The sequence below is a fragment of the Mycobacterium sp. E2327 genome, assembly GCF_001672675.1.
In the GTDB taxonomy this organism is placed as follows: domain Bacteria; phylum Actinomycetota; class Actinomycetes; order Mycobacteriales; family Mycobacteriaceae; genus Mycobacterium.
In genome coordinates, this window is sequence record NZ_LZKE01000183.1 from 18,651 (window position 1) to 36,471 (window position 17,821).

18 protein-coding genes are annotated in these 17,821 nt (G+C 68.3%); 6 read left to right on the top strand and 12 right to left on the bottom strand.

The window, feature by feature from the left end:
- Positions 1-189 precede the first annotated feature (189 nt).
- From A5712_RS21540 to A5712_RS21565, 6 genes are all read right to left on the bottom strand, one after another.
- Positions 190-735: a GNAT family N-acetyltransferase gene (locus tag A5712_RS21540; RefSeq protein ID WP_068109453.1), complete on the bottom strand. Its 546-nt coding sequence runs from the start codon at positions 733-735 to the stop codon at positions 190-192.
- Between the two features lie 183 nt (positions 736-918).
- Entirely contained in the window at positions 919-1,380 is a 462-nt protein-coding gene (locus A5712_RS21545) for a nuclear transport factor 2 family protein (protein ID WP_068109456.1), read from the bottom strand.
- Positions 1,381-1,461: 81 nt separating this feature from the next.
- On the bottom strand, positions 1,462-2,346 hold the full coding sequence (locus tag A5712_RS21550; RefSeq protein ID WP_068109493.1) for a 5-oxoprolinase/urea amidolyase family protein: 885 nt from the start codon (positions 2,344-2,346) through the stop codon (positions 1,462-1,464).
- 14 nt (positions 2,347-2,360) lie between these two features.
- The gene (locus A5712_RS21555; RefSeq protein ID WP_068109459.1) at positions 2,361-3,035 is read right to left on the bottom strand and encodes an allophanate hydrolase subunit 1; all 675 of its coding nucleotides are present in this window, start codon (positions 3,033-3,035) and stop codon (positions 2,361-2,363) included.
- Between the two features lie 101 nt (positions 3,036-3,136).
- Positions 3,137-4,150 carry an ABC transporter substrate-binding protein gene (locus A5712_RS21560; RefSeq protein ID WP_068109462.1) on the bottom strand — a complete coding sequence of 338 codons (1,014 nt, stop codon included), beginning with the start codon at positions 4,148-4,150 and terminating at the stop codon, positions 3,137-3,139.
- A 48-nt stretch (positions 4,151-4,198) separates the two neighbouring features.
- Positions 4,199-5,449, bottom strand: coding sequence for a DNA polymerase domain-containing protein (locus A5712_RS21565; RefSeq protein ID WP_068109465.1), 1,251 nt, complete (start codon positions 5,447-5,449; stop codon positions 4,199-4,201).
- 59 nt (positions 5,450-5,508) lie between these two features.
- Between A5712_RS21565 and fadD2 the strand changes: the two genes are divergently transcribed.
- Positions 5,509-7,188, top strand: coding sequence for a long-chain-fatty-acid--CoA ligase FadD2 (gene fadD2 / locus A5712_RS21570; protein WP_068109497.1), 1,680 nt, complete (start codon positions 5,509-5,511; stop codon positions 7,186-7,188).
- Positions 7,189-7,198: 10 nt separating this feature from the next.
- Here the strand turns inward: fadD2 and A5712_RS21575 are convergent, their stop codons facing one another.
- Entirely contained in the window at positions 7,199-7,534 is a 336-nt protein-coding gene (locus tag A5712_RS21575) for an ATPase (protein WP_068109467.1), read from the bottom strand.
- Positions 7,535-7,985: 451 nt separating this feature from the next.
- Between A5712_RS21575 and A5712_RS31475 the strand changes: the two genes are divergently transcribed.
- Positions 7,986-8,534, top strand: coding sequence for a hypothetical protein (locus A5712_RS31475; protein ID WP_082973579.1), 549 nt, complete (start codon positions 7,986-7,988; stop codon positions 8,532-8,534).
- Between the two features lie 71 nt (positions 8,535-8,605).
- On the opposite strand, the gene A5712_RS21585 is transcribed toward A5712_RS31475, so the two are convergent.
- The 4 genes from A5712_RS21585 to A5712_RS21600 are packed head-to-tail and all read right to left on the bottom strand — an operon-like array spanning position 8,606 to position 13,584.
- A complete protein-coding gene (locus A5712_RS21585) occupies positions 8,606-10,807 on the bottom strand; it encodes an acyl-CoA dehydrogenase (RefSeq protein WP_068109470.1) in 2,202 nt (733 codons plus the stop codon).
- Positions 10,808-10,862: 55 nt separating this feature from the next.
- Entirely contained in the window at positions 10,863-11,819 is a 957-nt protein-coding gene (locus tag A5712_RS21590) for a 2-hydroxyacid dehydrogenase (protein ID WP_068109473.1), read from the bottom strand.
- Complete coding sequence (locus tag A5712_RS21595; RefSeq protein WP_369830420.1) at positions 11,810-12,913, bottom strand: alpha/beta hydrolase; 1,104 nt, start codon at positions 12,911-12,913, stop codon at positions 11,810-11,812. Before A5712_RS21595 ends, A5712_RS21590 begins: the two co-directional genes overlap by 10 nt.
- Positions 12,914-12,939: 26 nt before the next feature.
- Complete coding sequence (locus tag A5712_RS21600; RefSeq protein ID WP_068109480.1) at positions 12,940-13,584, bottom strand: TetR/AcrR family transcriptional regulator; 645 nt, start codon at positions 13,582-13,584, stop codon at positions 12,940-12,942.
- A gap of 92 nt (positions 13,585-13,676) precedes the next feature.
- Here A5712_RS21600 and A5712_RS21605 point away from each other — a divergent pair, with 92 nt between their 5' ends.
- Together A5712_RS21605 and A5712_RS21610 are read left to right on the top strand one after the other, a co-directional pair.
- Entirely contained in the window at positions 13,677-14,258 is a 582-nt protein-coding gene (locus A5712_RS21605) for a VOC family protein (RefSeq protein WP_068109483.1), read from the top strand.
- Positions 14,259-14,295: 37 nt separating this feature from the next.
- On the top strand, positions 14,296-14,844 hold the full coding sequence (locus A5712_RS21610; protein ID WP_068109502.1) for a hypothetical protein: 549 nt from the start codon (positions 14,296-14,298) through the stop codon (positions 14,842-14,844).
- Here the strand turns inward: A5712_RS21610 and A5712_RS21615 are convergent.
- The gene (locus A5712_RS21615) at positions 14,777-15,472 is read right to left on the bottom strand and encodes a TetR/AcrR family transcriptional regulator (RefSeq protein ID WP_369830418.1); all 696 of its coding nucleotides are present in this window, start codon (positions 15,470-15,472) and stop codon (positions 14,777-14,779) included. The genes A5712_RS21610 and A5712_RS21615 overlap by 68 nt on opposite strands.
- An 86-nt stretch (positions 15,473-15,558) precedes the next feature.
- Between A5712_RS21615 and A5712_RS21620 the strand changes: the two genes are divergently transcribed.
- Entirely contained in the window at positions 15,559-16,449 is an 891-nt protein-coding gene (locus tag A5712_RS21620) for an oxygenase MpaB family protein (RefSeq protein WP_068109509.1), read from the top strand.
- Positions 16,450-16,533: 84 nt separating this feature from the next.
- The coding region (locus A5712_RS32125; protein WP_231982193.1) for a PPE family protein at positions 16,534-17,821 on the top strand (1,288 nt) is incomplete at its 3' end.

Here is a 17,821-nt window from a genome sequence, read left to right on the forward strand (position 1 = left end):
ATATCGCCTGTAAGTTGAATCCCAGTTATCTGGTAAATAGCTGAGGGCAATTCGGCGGACAGTGATTTCGTGCGGCCCCGGGATTTGTTGTGAGCTGGAATACATCTCGTCCTCGCGCGGGCGTAACGCCACGGCGGCACTTCGCGGGTTTTCTCGCCATGGCGTTACGCCATTGCGAACCGTCCCGGTTTACCAGACGTCGCCCGCGCGCCAGTCGCACATCAACTCTGCGGTGGTGTCCAGGCGGACGTCGACCGGCAGGACGAACACTGCGTCGTCGTCCTCAGGTGTGCGGGTCGGGCCGGCGGGGGCCAGCACCGACGTCGGTCCGCGCCAGGGCAGCCAGCCTCGCCGGGTGTACACCCCGCGGGCGTCGGCCGACGAACTGACGGCACCCACTTGGTAGGCGCCGCGGATCACCTGCTCCGCGCCGTCCATCAGGGCGTGGGCCAGGCCGCGGCCGCGAAAGTCCTCCCGCACCGCGAACCCTTCGACGTAACCGCACCGCAGCGCGTCGCCGCGGTAGAGCAGTCGGCGCTGGACGACGGCGGCGTGCGCGATGATCGCCCCGTGCTGCCAGATCAACGCGTGCATGCCGCCGAGCGTGTGCTCCCAGTCGTCGTCGGTGAAGTTCCCCGCGAAGGCGGCGGTGACCATCTGGCGGACGCGCTGGCGTGTCTCGCCGTCAAGATCGGCTGTGTGTACCAGGCGGGCGGTGTGGACCTGGGTTTGCACACTCTGTGTCTACCAGCCTTTGTCAAAGCGTGTCGATCAACTCTGGTGGCGGCTTGGCGCCGACTTCTCCGGCACTCATCGGTTCGGGTCGCAGGGTTCGCGCCGGGTGGCGAGGCGATGCCCGCGGGAGTATGCACGCGGCGGATGAAGCGACCGGCCGAATGCTTTAGTGCGAGCCGTATTTCAGGATCGCAGCCGTCCCCTGGCCCTCCATCGAGCCAGTAGGGGGTAGGCCCGCAAGACAAGGCTCAACAGGATGGTCAGGCCGGCGCCGCTGGGGTTGATGTATTCACGCATCGAATCAAAGCGCCCGTCCCGGATGTGGAAGATCCAGCAGTATCCGTCGATCCTGACCCGGACGCCGGCGACGAGTGCCCCGTGCTCGTATTCGACGACGAAATGGTCGTTGTTTGTAAACCAATTGGTGACGCTGACCTTCGATTGGCTGTCGTGCGTCCTGCGGCTACCCGCCGCCAGGACCGCGTTCATGACGTTGTCACGGCCCGCCCAGGTATGGCCGATGGGCATCAGCGTAAAAGTGCAATCATCGGTTAGGAGCTCGCCGAACCGCTGGTAGTCGTCGTCGGCGACAATGGCCAAGTACCGCTCGATGAGATCGGTGACGGCGCCGTCGGTCTCGCTCATTCCGCCTCCCGGCACTCCGGTCGTCCGGCTCATACCCTAGAGCGCATCGGCGCAGTGACAGCCTTGTTCCAGCTGCCGGCGCTACGAGTAGGACCGGCCGCCCCGTGGCCGCGCCCAGTGCAGGCGCACGTACTGGCCCGGTCGCACCTGGGCGATCTTGTCGGCGTCCTCGTCGGTGACCACGCCGATCACCGGGTACCCGCCGGTGACCGGGTGATCGGGTCCGAGGATCACCGGTAATCCGTTGGGCGGCACCTGGATTGCGCCGCGGGTCGCGCCTTCGCTGGGGAGCTGCCGGTCCGGCCAGCGGTGTTGCAGCGGGCGGCCCTCCAGCCGCATTCCGACCCGGTCGCTGCGGTTGGAGGCCATCCAAATCGTGTGCACCAGGGCGTCGGGATCGGTGAACCAGTCGTCGCGCGGGCCCGGCACCACCTGCACCTCGACCAGGTGTTCGCTGATCGCCGCCACCGGCGCCTGGTCGAGTTCGGGGTAGTCGTCGGTGTGCTCGCCGACCGGCAGCCGGTCGCCGCTGTGCAGCGGCGCCGGGCCGATCGCCGACATCACGTCGTAGCTGCGCGAGCCCAGGACGGGCTCCACGCAGATCCCGCCGCGCACCGCCAGGTACGTTCGCAGCCCGGCCCGCGGGGCGCCCAACGAGATCACCTGCCCGTCGCGGACGTGGTGAATGCTGTTGGTGCCGAACTTGATTCCGTTCACGGTGGGGTCGGTGTCGGCGCCCGTCACCGCGATGTCGACGTCGCCGCCGCGGACGCGGGCGGAAAAGCCGCCGAAGGTCACTTCGACGGTGGCGCGGTCGTCGGGGTTGGCGACCAGCCGGTTGGCGAGCGTGTGCGCGCGGCGGTCGGCGGCCCCGGACCGGCTGACGCCGAGGTGGGCCAGCCCCGGGCGGCCGAGGTCCTGGACGACGGCGAACGGCCCGGTGCGCAGGATTTCCAGGGTAGGCACGGCGATCTCCTTGCTCAGACGGCGCGGAACTGAACCCACATGCCCCGGGTCAGCAGCGCCGGGTTGGGCCGGTCGAGATCCCACAGGACGGCGTCGCTGTGGCCGATGAGCTGCCAGCCCCCGGGCGACTGCCGCGGATACACCGCGCTGAACTCGCCGGCCAGGGCGACGGAACCGGCCGGCACCGACGTCCGCGGCTCCGAGCGGCGCGGCACCCGCAGGCGAGCGTCGCCGTCGACCAGGTATGCGAAACCCGGTGCGAAGCCGCTGAATCCGACCCGCCATGGGGTGGCGGTGTGGGCCTCGATCACCTGCGCCGGGGACAGCCCGGTATGGCTGGCGACCTCGGCGAGGTCCGGGCCGTCGTACACCACGTCGATCACCACGTCGGCGGTGCGGTCCGCCGGGGGCCCCGCGTCGGCGGCGACCCGCATCCGGCGCAGGCGCTGCCGGGTGACTCCCTGCAGGCGGGGGCTGTCGAGCTTGACCAGCACCGTGCGGGCGGCGGGGACGACGTCGACGACGCCGGGCATCTCCGCCGCGGCCAACGCGTCCACCCATGCCAATACCTCGGCGGTGCTGCCGCATTGAAGCATCAGCGCATGGTCGCCGTAGTCGAACACGGTGTTGCCGACCAGGTCGGTCGACAGCTCCTGGGAGAGGCCGCTGCCAATATCCGTCACGCTCATTACTGAACGGTAACCCCGGCATCCGTGCAGGCGGGAGGGAATGCGGGTGGATTTTCGAGCACTGCCAGAGGTGCCTTAACGAACGCTCAAACAGCCGGGATTCAGCCCAGGATCTTGGCGATCAGCGGCGGCATTTGATCGGCCAGCAGCGGGTAGCTCAGCGGTGACGCGAAGGCGATCGCACCGGCCTGGTCCTTGGTGGTGAAGACGTGGCGGTTCTGCGCGGTCGCCAGCGAGGCCGCCACCTCGGGGTCGGCCAGCAGGGTCTTCTGGTCGTCCGGGCTTTCGGTTGTCCAGATCACCACGTCGGCGGAATCGAGCACCGCCTTGATCTGATCGCGCGGGATGACGGCGCGGTGATCGGTGCCGAAGGGCTTGATGCTGTCGGCGATGACGAGGCCCATCTGGTTCAGGAAGTCGGTCCGCCAGCCCGCCAGGGTCGCCACCACCGTGCCCTGCCAGAGGGTGCCCTGCATGAGCAACGCCTTCTTGCCCGTCCACTGCTGGTTCTTCTGGGCGACGGCGGCGAATTGCTTGTCGACGCCGTCGATCAGGGACTTCATCTGGTCGGCCTGGAACACCGCCTGGCCGACGGCGGTGGCCTGCTCCTTCCACGGCTCGAAGAACGCGTCGCCGTCCGACTGCGCGAGGGTGGGCGCGATCGCCGACAGCTTCTGGTAGGTGTCGGCGTCCAAGCCGGCGTTGATGGCCACGATCAGGTCCGGTTTCAGGCCCGCGATCTGGTCGACCTGAATGCCGTTGTCCAGGTTCAATACCGCGGGCTGGGCGCCACCGAGCTTGGGCTGCGCCCAGGGCCACACCGCGAAGGGCTGATCGCCGAACCAGTTGGTCACCGCGATGGGCACCACACCCAGGGCCAGCAGGTCGTCCTGCTCGGTGTAGCCGGCGCTGACCACGCGCTTGGGTGGCTCCTTGATGACGGTCTGACCGAACAGGTGGGTGACGGTCACCGATCCGCCCGGGGCGGCGGACGACGATTTGCGTGGCGAACAGGCGGCCAACACTCCGGCGAACCCGGCCGATCCGGCGATCGCGGCCATGCCCGCAGCCCCCGTGAGCTGCAGGAATCCCCGCCGATTCCATCCGTGTCGCATCGCGTGAGATTATCGCTTTCTTCGCTCGGACCCGCTTCGCCGCGCGGCTCATCCCCTTCGCGGTCCTTCGTACCCGACCCATGGGCTGTAGTCGGCTATCAGCTCTTCCTGGGGTGGCCGCCGCTCGGCCGGCACGTGTTGCAGGTTGATCCGGATCCGGTACCAGATCGAGCTGGGCCCGCGCATGCCGTCGACCAGGACGTCGGCCGGCGCCAGCAGCGCCGCGGCCTCGGGATGCCGGTCGCGCCAGGTGTCCAGGGCGGCCATCGCCTCGTCCTTGGTTTTGGTGCGGGCGATCTCGATGAGCGGCTTCGACGAGACGCGACCACTCTCGGTGCGGCTGCCCGATCCCCGCGGCGCGCGCTCCGGCGGCCCCAACTCCTCGGCGAGCACCAGCAGCCGATCCAGTTCGCCGATCGCGTCGTCCATGCCCTCCCACGGGTCGCCCAGCTCGGCGAACCGGGCGGGCACCGTGTCGATGGTGAAGGCGGCCGGATCGCACCCGGCGACCTCGTCCCAGTGCAGCGGCGTCGATACCCGGGCATCCGGGGTGGCCCGCACGGAATACGCCGACGCGACGGTGCGGTCCTTGGCGTTCTGGTTGAAGTCGACGAACACGCCCTCGCGCTCCTCCTTCCACCAGCGGCTGGTCGCCGCCTCGGGAATTCGCCGCTCGACCTCGCGCGCGACGGTCTGGGCGGCCAGCCGCACCTGGCGGAACTCCCAACGCGGGGCGATCCGGGCGTAGATGTGAAAGCCCCGGGACCCCGACGTCTTCGGCCACGCGGTCAGGCCGTAATCCTCCAGCACCTCGCGGGCCACCAACGCGACGTCGACGATGCGTCGCCACGCGACGCCGGGCATCGGGTCCAGGTCGACGCGCAGTTCGTCTGGGTGATCGAGGTCGCCGGCGAGCACCGGGTGCGGGTTGAGGTCCACGCAGCCCAGGTTGATCACCCACGCCAGCCCGGCGGCGTCGCGCACGACGGCCTCGGCGGCGGAAGTGCCCCGCGCGTAGTGCAGTTCGGCGACGTCGACGTAGTCCGGTCGGTTGGCGGGCGCCCGCTTCTGGAACACGGCCTCTTGCGAGATGCCCTTCACGAACCGCTTGAGGATCATCGGGCGCCCGGCCACGCCGCGCAGCGCCCCGTCGGCGACGGACAGGTAATAGCGGACCAGGTCGAGCTTGGTGTGCGGCCCCGAGCCGCCGTGGCGTTCGAAGACCACCTTGTCGGGGTGGGTGATGGTGACCTCGCGCCCGGCCACCTCCACGGACACCGGGCCGGTCATGTTCATCATGGTAGGTCGGGGGGTATTAACTAGTGGCACTGCGACCTACGTCACATAGGGTGGAATTCATGCCTAACCTCATCGGCCTGCCCGGACAGGCGGTCTCCAAAGTTCAGCAGTACCTCGAGCGGGGCGCTGCCGAACTGCACTACGTGCGCAAGATCTTCGAATCGGGCGCGTTCCGCATCGAGCCACCGCAGAACTACGCCGCGATGGCCGCGGAGATCTACAAGTGGGGCGAGTTCGGCATGCTGCCGTCGCTCAACGCGAGACGCCATCCGGACAAGGCGGCCTGCATCGACGAGGAGGGCGAATTCACCTATCGCGAGCTCGACGAGGCCGCGCACGCGGTGGCCAACGGGCTGATCGACAAGGGCGTCAAGGGCGGCGACGGCGTCGCCATCCTGGCGCGCAACACCCGCTGGTTTCTGATCGCCTACTTCGGTGCCGCGCGGGTCGGCGCCCGCATCATCCTGCTCAACAGCGAATTCTCCGGCCCGCAGATCTGTGAGGTCTCGGAGCGCGAGGGCGCCAAGCTGATCATCTACGACGACGAGTACACCAAGGCCGTCAGCAAGGCCGAGCCGGAGCTGGGCAAGCTGCGGGCGCTGGGGTCCAATCCCGATGCGGACGAGCCGTCGGGCAGCGACGACGAGACGCTGGCCGACCTGATCGAGCGCAGCAGCGCCGAGCCCGCCCCGAAGGCGAGCAAGCACTCGTCGATCATCATCCTGACCAGCGGTACGACCGGCACCCCCAAGGGCGCGAACCGCAGCACCCCGCCGACGCTGGCGCCCATCGGGGGGATCCTGTCGCACGTGCCGTTCAAGGCCGGCGAGGTGACGTCGCTGCCGGCGCCGATGTTCCATGCGCTGGGTTTTCTGCACGGCACCATCGCGATGTTCCTCGGCTCGACCCTGGTGCTGCGGCGCAAATTCAAGCCGCCGCTGGTATTGGAGGACATCGAGAAGCACAAGGTGACGGCCATGGTCGTGGTCCCGGTCATGCTGTCCCGCATCCTCGACGCGTTCGAGAAGATGGACTCCAAGCCCGACCTGTCCAGCCTGAAGATCGTGTTCGTGTCCGGCTCGGCGCTCGGGTCGGAACTGGCGGAACGGGCGCTCAAGGACCTGGGCCCGGTGATCTACAACATGTACGGCTCGACAGAGATCGCCTTCGCCACCATCGCCGAGCCCAAGCACCTGGAATTCAATTCGTCGACGGTCGGGCCCGTCGTCAAGGGCGTCAAGGTCAAGATCTTCGACGACAACGGCAAGGAGTTGCCGAAGGGCGAGGTCGGGCGGATCTTCGTCGGCAACGCCTTCCCGTTCGAGGGATACACCGGCGGAGGCAAGAAGCAGATCATCGACGGGCTGCTGTCCTCGGGCGACGTCGGCTACTTCGACGAGAACGACCTGCTCTACATCAGCGGGCGCGACGACGAGATGATCGTCTCCGGCGGAGAGAACGTCTTCCCGGCCGAAGTCGAGGACCTCATCACCGGGCATCCGGACGTCGTGGAGGCCACCGCGATCGGGGTCGAGGACAAGGAGTGGGGCCACCGGCTGCGCGCGTTCGTGGTCAAGAAGGAGGACGCCGACCTCGACGAGGACACCGTCAAGCACTACGTCCGCGACCACCTGGCGCGCTACAAGGTGCCCCGGGAAGTCGTGTTCCTCGACGAGCTGCCGCGCAACCCCACCGGCAAGATCCTGAAGCGCGAGCTCCGCGAGATGGAGATCGACTGACCCCTTCAGGTCACCTGCGTGCCTGGATGGCGCGGGTGATCTGGGCGGAGAGCTTGGGATCGATCAGCAGCTGTTCGATGAGCGCCGTGAGGACCTCCTGCCCGGTCACGCGGGCGACCCCGATGCGGTCCGCGGCCTCGCGCTGCCAGATGTCGAGCGCGCGGTGCGTGGCCAGCGGCAGATCGACGGTCCGTCGGGTTCGCCGGCCGCCCGCGGGCTGGGCCGGGGCACCCCCGAGCATGTTGAGGCGCTGGGTCGGGCCCGTCTGGTCGGGCCGCGGCGGCTTGGCGGTGTAACGGGCGAACCGGTTCGGGCTGGACTCGTTGCGGTTGGGGTTGATCGTCATCGCGGCGACCCTCTCTGGGGTGCAAATCAGTACGTCCGCTTCTCAGTATGCGCGTCGTCGGGCACCCTCCCATTGATATCACCGCCGGGCGCGCCCGGCGCGCTGGACCGCACTCGGCGGGTCGCGGTGGGTTAGCGCTCTCAAATGCACGCACATTCATCAAAGTGCGATTTCATTAACTAATTAGTTTCGCATTCACTCAGGTACTGATCTCAGTAGAAGGCATCTGAGCAGCTAGAATCGCTGGTCAGCAAATACTGATCCAGTAAATGCGCAAATCGAATTTATACGAGCGCCATTATCGCATTCCAATCGGCTGGACTAGATAAAGGTCACATTGAGTGGCTTTTCGTGTGTATAAACCGCAAAATATGGATATTCGTCATTTGACGCATTAGGCGTCGCCAAAGGTTTCAAGCTTCTTGTTCAACAACGTGGAAGGAGCTCACCAATGTTGAATTCACTGGTTTCGATCCGTAAGGCCGCGCTCGCCGCGGTGGGCTCCGGCGCGGTGGCCGGAGCGCTGCTCTTCGGCGGGGCGCCGATCGCGCAGGCCGCCCCGCAGCCCGGCCCCGGCATCAGCTTCGACACGGTCGGCCCGCATGGTGGTCCGGACCTCCCGCTGAAGCCCGGCGGGGGCGGCGGCCATGGCGGCGGTGGCGGCGGTGGCGGCGGCCACGGCGGTGGCGGCTGGGGCGGCGGCCACGGTGGCTGGAACGGCCCCGGCGGCGGCGCTCACGGCGGCTGGGCCGGCCACGGCGGCTGGGGCGGACCCGGCGGCTGGAACGGCCACGGCGGCAACTGGGACCGCGGCGGCAACTGGGGTCGCGGCGGCTGGTGGGGTCCCCGCGGCGACTGGGACCGCGGCGGCTGGTGGGGTCCGCGCGGCGGCGACTGGGATCGCGGCGTCTGGGGTCACCCCGGCTGGGGCAACGGCGGATGGGGCCCGCCCGGACAGGGCTACCGGCCGTGGTGGCCGTTGTGGAACTGGTGGTGGTGACCCAGCAACCCCCAAGAACCCGGGCCATGCCGACCTGGCAGACGTGCGTCAGGTCGGCATGACCCGTCTCATTAGGGATCGCGGGGCAGGCCCAGCAGCCGTTCGGCGATGATGTTGAGCTGGATCTCCGAGGTGCCGCCGTAGATGGTGGTGGCCCGGCTGGCCAGCAGATACTCGCCCCACTTGCCCGGTAGCTGGCCGGTGTCGCCGACCGCGGCGTCGGTGCCGAACGACGACACCGCGAACTCGGCGTAGCCCTGGCCGGTGCGCATCGACAACAGCTTGGAGATCGCGGCGGACGGCATGGCGTCCCCGCCGGCCAGGGTCAGCAAGGTCGACCGCAGGTTCAGCACCTTGGCGGCATGGCCCTCGGCGATCAGCTGCCCGGCTCGGTGCTGGCCCACTTGGTCGAACTGCCCGTCACGCACGAACTCGACGAATTCGGGAAGCGTCGCAAGGAAATTCGCGTCGCTGCCGCCAATCGACACCCGCTCCGCGGTCAGGGTGTTGCGGCTGACCTCCCACCCTCGGTTGACGTCGCCCAGCACGCATTCGTCCGGCACGAACACGTCGTCGATGTAGACGGTGTTGAAGAACTCCTGGCCGGTCAGCTCGCGTAGCGGCTTGACCGTGACGCCCTCGCTCTTCATGTCCAGCAGGAAGTAGGTGATGCCATTGTGTTTGGGTGCGGAGGTGTCCGTTCTCGCCAGTAGCGCTCCCCACTGCGAAAACTGGGCGGCGGTCGTCCAGATCTTCTGGCCGGTGATGCGCCAGCCGCCCTCGGCCCGGGTCGCCTTGGTGGTCAGCCCGGCGAGGTCCGATCCGGCGCCCGGCTCGGAAAACAGCTGGCACCAAATCATTTCGCCGCGCATGGTCGGCGGCAGGAACCGTTGCTTCTGCTCCTCGGTGCCGAACGCGACGATCGACGGGATGATCCATGCCGCGATGCCGACCTGCGGCCGCTTGACCCGCCCGGCGGCGAACTCCTGGGCGATGATGATCTGCTCCACCGGGCTGGACGCCCGGCCCCACGGCTTGGGCAAATAGGGCAGCACCCAGCCGCCCTCCGCGATCGCCACCCTGCGCGGCTCGCGGTTCATCTCCTTCAGCGCGGTGACCTCCGCGCGAATGTCGGCCCGCAGCTTTTCGGTGTCGGGATCCAGGTCGATATCCACCGCGCGCATTCCCGTCGTGGTCGCGGTGTCCACGACTCGCTGCGGGTAGTCCGAGCTGCGGCCGAAGGAGGCGGCCAGCATCAGCGCCCGCCGGTAGTACACGCCTGTGTCGTGTTCCCAGGTGAACCCGATGCCGCCGTGCACCTGGATGCAATCCTGCGCGCAGCGTTGGGCGGCGGCCGGCGCCAGCGTCGCCGCCACGGCCGCGGCGAAGTCGACCTTGGCAGCCGCTATGTTCCAACCGTTCTCGCGGGCCTCGTCCAGCGCGCGGGCGGCATCCCACACCGCCGCGGTGGCCCGCTCGGTGTCGGCGACCATTTCCGCGCACTTGTGTTTGATGGCCTGGAACTGGCCGATCGGCCGGCCGAACTGCTCGCGGATCTTGGCATACTGCGACGCGGTGTCGGTTGCCCAGCGGGCCACGCCGATGGCCTCGGCCGACAGCAGCGTGACCATCAGCGCGCGCGCGGTGGCCATGGTCAGATTGCTCAGCACGACGTCGTCGCCGACCTCGACGGCGTTGGCCCGCACGTGCGCGATCGGGCGCAGCGGGTCAAGGCTTTTCACGGGCTCGATCTCGAGCTGCTCGGCGCGCAGCACCACCCATTCCTCGCCGCTGTCGATCGCGACCGGAAGCACCAGCAACGAGGCCTGCGCGGCGGCGGGGACGGCGCGGACCTCGCCGCGGATCACCAGCGAGTCCCCTTGGCGGGTGGCGGTCAGCGCGCAACACTCCATCGCGTAGGCGGCGATGGCCGCGCCGGACGCCAGCTCGGCCAGCACCTTGGCCTCGGGGTCGTGCGCGGAGATCAGCGCGCTGGCGATCGCCGACGGCACAAACGGCCCGGGCACCGCGCCGTAGCCGAACTCGGCCAGCACGATGGCCAATTCGAGGATGCCGAAGCCCTGCCCCCCGACCGATTCCGCGAGATGCACGCCCTGCAGTCCCTGCTCGGCCGCGGCCCGCCAGTACGGCGGGGGATTCTCGATCGGTGTTTCCAGCGCCTTGTGCAGCACCTCGGACGGCGCGACCCGCGCCACCAGGGATCGCACCGAATCGGCCAGGTCTTGATGCTCAGGAGTGATTGCGATCGGCATTGGTCGCCTTCCTCGTCCCTTTGCTGCCTCACGTTTCGTGCCAGCGCCTTCCAAGCTAACAACCGGTCGGTTGGTTTACTACATGGGCCAGCGGTTGCCCGTCGCGCAGCCGGCGGCAGTTCCCCACCGCCTCGATCAGGTACCGCCGCATGGTGTCGGCCGTGTACCAGGTGACGTGCGGCGTCAGCACCACGTTGTCCAAGCCCAGTAGCGGGTTGCCGGGCGCCACCGGCTCCGCCTCGAAAACGTCGAGCCCCGCCGCGGCCAGCCGCCCGTCCCGCAGGGCGTCGACCAGGGCGTCCTCGTCGACCACCGCGCCCCGGGACGTGTTGACCAGCACCGCATTCGGCTTCATCCGGGCCAGCGCCTCGCGGTCCAGCAGGTGATGTGTCTGGGCCGTCAGGGGCAGGTGCAGCGAGACGATGTCGCTGGCGGCCAGGAGGTCGGGCAGCGGCCGCCAGCCGGGCCGGCCGTCGTCGCGGGTGCTGGTGTGCAGCAAGCCCGCCCCCATCGTCGCGACGATTTCGGCCACCCGTTTGGCGATGTTGCCGTACCCGACCAGCCCGACGGTGCAGCCGCCGATGTCGCGCACCGTCTCACCCAGCGCCGGATCCGCCGGCCAGCCCCGGCCCGCGCGGACCGCACGGTCCAGCTCCGGCAGCCGGCGCAACGCGGCCAGCATCAGCAGCACCGCGCCCTCGGCCACCGACGGCGCGTTGGCGCCCGGCATGTTGGCGACCGCGATGCCGCGTTCCGTCGCCGTCGGTACGTCGATCGTGTTCACCCCGGCGCCCAGCTTGTGCACCAGCCGCAGCCCGGGCGCGCGCCGCAGATCGTCGCCCGACAGCGGCCGTAGCACGTGCCAGATCACGTCCGCGTGCGGCAGCTCCCGGTAAAAGCCCTCGTCGTCGTCCTCGGCGCACCACCGGATGTCAAGCCAATCCGATTCTGGCGCAACGAAGTCGAGTACCTTCTCGCCGGGAACGAAATGGGCGAGAACCCTTAACGCCACCTCTTGGTGATCCACCTGGCGATGGTATCGGCCTGCTCGCTGCGCGCGCCCGGGGTGGTGAAGTAGTGGTCGCTGTTGATGGAGGCCTGCGTCTTGTCGGTGCTGGCGAGCGCGTCGTAGATGCGCTGCGCGTCCGACGGGAAGACGCCGGTGTCCGCCTCGGCGTTGATCACCAGGGCCGGGGAGGTGATGCGGGCCAGATGCGGCTCGGCGCGGGTTTGCGCCACCCGCAGGCTCCACATGCCCAGCCAGTTGCGCAGGGTGCAGGCGGCGGCGATGCCGTGCGCGGACCGGTTCGCCTTGGCGGGGACGCCGGCGTAACACAGGTTCGGCTGGCGCTTGGTCGGCTCGATGCTCGGATCGACCATGCGAGGATCGGCCCAGGTGCGCATCACGGTGAACGGCCGGTCCGAAAAGCCCACGGCGCGAACCCGTTTGAGTTCCCGCTCGGCCCAGTCGGTGATGGCGTGGTTGCGCGCGATCTGAGCGTCTCGGTAGCGGGCGAGGAACTCGGGCGAGTACGGCGGCCCGTTGCGCTCTTCGAACAGGTCGAGGTCGGCATCGGTGGCGACCGGGTCGTTCTCGTCGACGACGGCGGCGTCCATCCATGCCGTCAGGACGTCGGGGCGACCGGGGTGGGCGGCCGTGGCGACGTAGCCGTCGGCGGGGATCAGCTCGTTGAGCCCGGCCGCCGGGCGCATGCCCTCCAGGGGTGTCACGTTCGGTTCGAGCGCCTGCGACTGATAGGCGGCCATCAGCGAACCGCCGCCCGAATTACCCAGCAGCACAACGTAGTCCACGCCCTGTACCTCGCGCAGCCAACGCACTCCGACGCCGATGTCGACCAGCGCGTGGTCCAGCAGGAAGCTGCTTTCGAATCCGCGGAACCGGGTGTTCCAGCCCAGGAAACCGATGCCGCGGGTGGCGATGTAGTCGGCGAGATAGTGCTCGGCGAAGTCGATCTGGTAGTGCGTGGCGATCATCGCCACCTTCGGCTTGCGCCCCACCGCGCGGTGGTAGAGCCCCTGGCAGGGATGCCCGCCGGCCCCGGCCCGGCCCGCGGTGGGCGAGGGCAACCCGACGAATTCCTGCATCACGCCAGCGGCGCCGCTTTGACGGGTCAATTTGACTCCTCTCCGCCGTAGATGGCTCGGTAGTAGATGTTGGCCAGTGTTCGGATGCAGGCCGCGTCGTCGGGTTCACCGGGCCCGGCGAGTTGCGTGTAACAAAACTGGTAGAACATGGCCAAGATGGCCTCGGCGATCAGGCGCGGATCGTCATCGGGGCAATGGCCTTCGGCTTGGGCGCGGCGAACCGACTCGCTGATGAAAGTAATTGGCGTGGAACAGATGTCGGCCCAATACCGCGCGAAGTCGTCGTTGATCATCGCCAGCTGGTAAATGCTGACGACCTCGGCGAGCCGGTTGCGGTAGGTCCACCACTGCGCGGCGGCGGCCTGGTACGCGCGCTCGCGGTCGGACAGGCCGTGTTGGGTGACCGAACGCGCGCGCTCGGTGATCTCGTCGCGGAACCGCAGGGCCCACTGGCGGACCATCGCCTCTTTGGAGTCGTAGTAGTTGTAGAACGACGCGGACGAGCGGCCCGCCTCGGCCGCGATGTCGGCGATGGTCGTCGCCAGAATGCCTTTGCGCGCGATAACCGTTCGGGCGGCGATGTCGATCGCGGCCTGAGTTCGCCTGCCGCGGTGCGTCGGAAACGCCGGTGGGGGATCGGGTCGCTCAGCAGGTTCGGCCGCGGTGGACAATCGTGCGGACCTCCTGGAGCAGAACTGAACCTGATGTTAGATTCAGATTTGCATCTCCGCCAGGGCTTTCGCGGATTGATAGGAGCCGCAGGATGATCAAGCCGCACAACCCCAACACGGAATTCGAGCTGGGCGGGATCAACCACGTCGCGCTGGTGTGTTCGGACATGGCGCGGACCGTGGATTTCTACTCCAACATCCTCGGCATGCCACTGATCAAATCGCTCGATCTGCCCGATGGTGCGGGCCAACACTTCTTCTTCGACGCGGGCAATGGCGACTGCGTCGCGTTCTTCTGGTTCGCCGACGCCGCCGACCGGGTGCCGGGCATCTCGTCGCCGGGCGCCATCCCGGGCATCGGCGACATCACGAGCGCGGTAAGCACCATGAACCATTTGGCATTCCACGTGCCGGCCGAGAAATTCGACGCCTACCGGCAGCGGCTCAAGGACAAGGGCGTGCGGGTCGGGCCGGTGCTGAACCACGACGAAAGCGAGCGCCAGGTCTCGGCGACCGTGCATCCCGGGGTCTACGTGCGCTCGTTCTACTTTCAGGATCCCGACGGCATCACGCTGGAATTCGCTTGCTGGGTAAAGGAATTCACGAGTAGCGACAATAAGGCCATCCCCAAGACCGCGGCCGACCGGAGGCCCCCGGTGGACGCCGTACGCTGAAAGGGCAAGACCGTGCCTTAGCCGGGGGATGTCCATGATGACGAACGGCATATTGTCCGACGATCAAATCGCCGCGCTGACGCCCGAGCAGCGGCGCGACCTGATCAACCGGCTGGAGCGGCCCCTGAGCGACGTGATCGACCCGGTGCTCCTGAGCCGGATACGGCGCACCCGCATGAGCCTGATGGTCGGTGGCTCGATCGCGATGGTTCCGTGGCTGGGATACCTGTCCACCACGCTGCCGGACAACTACGTCGCCCACAACTGGACCGCCACGTGGGTGGGTTTCGACATCCTTTTGGTCGTGTTCATGGTGGCGACGGCCGTCCTGGGTTACCTGCGCCGCCAGCTGGTGGTGCTCGCCGCGTTCACCGCGGGCGTGCTGCTGATCTGCGACGCGTGGTTCGACCTGATGACCGCCGGACCAGCGGACGTGCGGATATCGGTGGCGACGGCGCTGGGCATCGAGGTGCCGTTGGCGTTCTTGCTGATCCGGGGCGCGATTCGCATCATGCGGCTCACGATGATGCGGTTGTGGCTCCTGGATCCCCGGATGCGGCTGTGGCATCTGCCCCTGTTTCCGTGACGCGGTACAGGTCCGGGTTGGTGAGTTCATCGAGCAACGACGCCAGGTGATCGACGAGCTGGTCGGGCTCCAGGCGGACGTCGCCGGCCAGCCAGGCGCTGATGGTTTGCCCGACGCCGCCGACGACGAAGTGCGCCGCGGCTTTGACGCGGTCGTTTGCCGGCGCCCGCAACGTGTCGACGGCGTGCTGGCCGGACAGCATCGCGAAAAGCGCGCTGGACTCGGCGCGCTTGCGCACGATCACCGGGTCGCCGAGCTGCGTGTTGAAGAGCAGGCGCCCGATGCGGGCGTCGCCGGCGATGGTCCGCACGATGTTTGCGATCCCCGCGCGGGTCTGCTCGTGCGCCGGCACCGCCGACACGGCGGCCTGGGTGGTGGCGGCCAGCTCGGCCACCACCCAATCGAACACCCGGCTGACGAACTGGTCCTTGTCGCTGAAGCTCTCGTAGAAGTATCGGGCGGCCAGGCCCGCCCGGTCGCAGATGCCGCGGACGGTCAGTGCCGAGACGTCCTGTTGTTCGGCCCCCAGCAGGTCCAGACCGGCGGTCAAGAATTGGCGGCGGCGGACGGCCACCCGCTCGGCGGCGTCGACGCCGCGGTAGGGCCGCGCTTTGGAGGCCTCCGCCATAGCCACCATCTTGACACTGACCCCGATAGGCGACAACATCAGGAAACAGACGTTCGCAAATTTAGCGAAGGGGATCCCGCGTGGCGATGCCGGACGCGATCGGCCAGGTGGAGCGCGCCGTAGCAGACGCGCCCCGCCTGGGCCGCCCCCGCCGCGGGCGCGGATTAGGCGTCAACGAGGGGCTGATGGGCGTGGCGTTGCTGGCCGGGCCCGCGAACGTGATCATGCAGCTGGCGCGTCCGGGCGTCGGTTACGGCGTGTTGGAGAGCCGCGTGGAAAGCGGCCGGGTGGACCTGCACCCGATCAAACGGGCCCGCACCACCTTCACGTACCTGGCGGTGGCATCCGCCGGCAGCGACGCCCAGAAGGAGGCCTTTCGCCGGGCGGTGAACCGGGCCCACGCGCAGGTGTACTCCACCCCCGACAGCCCCGTCGCCTACAACGCCTTCGACGTCGACCTGCAGCTGTGGGTGGCGGCGTGCCTGTACAAGGGCGGGGTCGACATCTACCGGACCTTCGTCGGCGAACTGGACGGCGAGGACGCCGACCGCCACTACCGCGAGGGCATGGCTCTGGCCACCACGCTGCAGGTGCCGCCGGAGATGTGGCCGGCGGACCGCGCGGCCTTCGACCGGTACTGGCAGGAGTCGCTGGCCAAGGTGCACATCGACGACACCGTCCGGGACTACCTGTATCCCATTGCCGCCGGCCGCATTCGCGGGGTGAGGCTGCCGGGCCCGCTGCAGCGCCTGTCCGATGACTTCTCGCTTTTGATCACCACCGGCTTTCTGCCTCAGCGCTTCCGTGACGAGATGCGGCTGCCCTGGGACGCCGCGAAACAGCGGCGCTTCGACCGGCTGATGGCGGTGTTGCGTGCGGTGAACCGCGCGCTGCCGCGCTTCGTCCGGCGGTTCCCGTTCAACGTCCTGCTCGCCGATGTCGACCGCCGGATCAGGACGGGGCGGCCACTGGTCTAGGGCTCAGCGCGGCTGAGTTGATAACGACAATCGTTTTCATTAGGCTTTCGGTCTGGTTACCCTTCCAGCCCGAGGAATGCCGCTATGACTGCGCCGATTTGGATGGCCGCCCCGCCGGAGGTGCACTCGGCGCTGCTGAGCAGCGGCCCGGGACCGGGGTCATTGCTGGCAGCCGCCGCCGCGTGGAACGCGTTGAGTGCCGAATATGCCTCGGTTGCAGACGAACTCACCGGACTGTTGGCGTCGGTGCAGGCCGGCGCATGGGAGGGGCCCAGCGCCGAGTCGTATGTCGCCGCCAATGCGCCGTATCTGGCGTGGCTTATGCAGGCCGGCGCGAACAGCGCGGCGGCGGCCGCCCAGCACGAGACGGCGGCCACCGCCTACGCCGCCGCGCTGGCCGCCATGCCGACGCTGCCCGAACTGGCCGCCAACCACGTCATCCACGGGGCCTTGGTGGCGACCAATTTCTTTGGGATCAATACCATTCCGATCGCGCTCAACGAGGCCGACTACGTGCGGATGTGGGTTCAGGCGGCCACCACTATGGGCGTCTATCAAGCCGTGTCCACCGCGGCGGTGGCGTCCACGCCGCAGACCACCCCCGCACCCCAGATCCTCAAATCCGACGCGCAAACCCCGGCGGCCAACAACCTGGTGCAGGGGATCGCGCAGCAGATCGAGCAGTTCTTGCAGAACCCGCTGGGCCTGCAGCAGCAGATCTCCCAAGCCCTGGGAGACCTGTCCCAGGGCGACAATCCGCTCAGTCTGCCGCAGGGGCTCGTGGATTTCCTGCAAAACAACTTGGGGATCGGCAATGTCCAACTCGCCCACGATCCGTTGGTCGACAACCCGCTGAATCAACTCATCGCGCAGTTCCTGCAGAACTTCGGCGTGACTTGGGATCCCGCCGAGGGCACCGTCAACGGACTCACCTACGACTCATTCGCGAACCCGGGCCAACCGATCTTTTATGTAGTTCGATCCCTCGAAGTCCTCGAGGACATCGAACAGTTCGGCGTGTACTTGACCCAAAATCCGGTGCAGGCCTTCCAATACCTGATCAGCCTCGAGCTGTTCGACTGGCCGCTGCACATCGAAGAAGTCGCCGCCTACGCGCTCTCGCAGCCGGCGGCGGTGGCCCTCGCCGCTCCCGCCGTCGCCCCCCTGGGAGCGCTCGGCGGCTTGGGCGGGCTGGCCGGCCTGGCCGCCGTGCCCCCACCCGCCGTGGCACCGACGCCGGCGCCCGTGCCCGCCGCGCCGCCGTTACTGCCGGTCGCGATGGGTCCGACGTTCGCCGCGCCGGCCGCGGCCCCGGCCTCGGCACCGGCGCCGGCGCCCACGCCTTCCGGCGCCGAAGCCGATGCCGCCGAAG

What these genes read in the sequence shown, in the direction of transcription:
- A5712_RS21545 (WP_068109456.1), bottom strand. Translation starts at nt 1,380, where the DNA reads ATGAGCGAGACCGACGGCGCCGTCACCGATCTCATCGAGCGGTACTTG.
- A5712_RS21555 (WP_068109459.1), bottom strand. Translation starts at nt 3,035, where the DNA reads ATGAGCGTGACGGATATTGGCAGCGGCCTCTCCCAGGAGCTGTCGACC.
- A5712_RS21560 (WP_068109462.1), bottom strand. Translation starts at nt 4,150, where the DNA reads ATGCGACACGGATGGAATCGGCGGGGATTCCTGCAGCTCACGGGGGCT.
- A5712_RS21565 (WP_068109465.1), bottom strand. Translation starts at nt 5,449, where the DNA reads ATGATGAACATGACCGGCCCGGTGTCCGTGGAGGTGGCCGGGCGCGAG.
- fadD2 (WP_068109497.1), top strand. Translation starts at nt 5,509, where the DNA reads ATGCCTAACCTCATCGGCCTGCCCGGACAGGCGGTCTCCAAAGTTCAG.
- A5712_RS21575 (WP_068109467.1), bottom strand. Translation starts at nt 7,534, where the DNA reads ATGACGATCAACCCCAACCGCAACGAGTCCAGCCCGAACCGGTTCGCC.
- A5712_RS31475 (WP_082973579.1), top strand. Translation starts at nt 7,986, where the DNA reads ATGTTGAATTCACTGGTTTCGATCCGTAAGGCCGCGCTCGCCGCGGTG.
- A5712_RS21585 (WP_068109470.1), bottom strand. Translation starts at nt 10,807, where the DNA reads ATGCCGATCGCAATCACTCCTGAGCATCAAGACCTGGCCGATTCGGTG.
- A5712_RS21595 (WP_369830420.1), bottom strand. Translation starts at nt 12,913, where the DNA reads ATGCAGGAATTCGTCGGGTTGCCCTCGCCCACCGCGGGCCGGGCCGGG.
- A5712_RS21605 (WP_068109483.1), top strand. Translation starts at nt 13,677, where the DNA reads ATGATCAAGCCGCACAACCCCAACACGGAATTCGAGCTGGGCGGGATC.
- A5712_RS21610 (WP_068109502.1), top strand. Translation starts at nt 14,296, where the DNA reads ATGACGAACGGCATATTGTCCGACGATCAAATCGCCGCGCTGACGCCC.
- A5712_RS21615 (WP_369830418.1), bottom strand. Translation starts at nt 15,472, where the DNA reads ATGGCGGAGGCCTCCAAAGCGCGGCCCTACCGCGGCGTCGACGCCGCC.
- A5712_RS21620 (WP_068109509.1), top strand. Translation starts at nt 15,559, where the DNA reads ATGCCGGACGCGATCGGCCAGGTGGAGCGCGCCGTAGCAGACGCGCCC.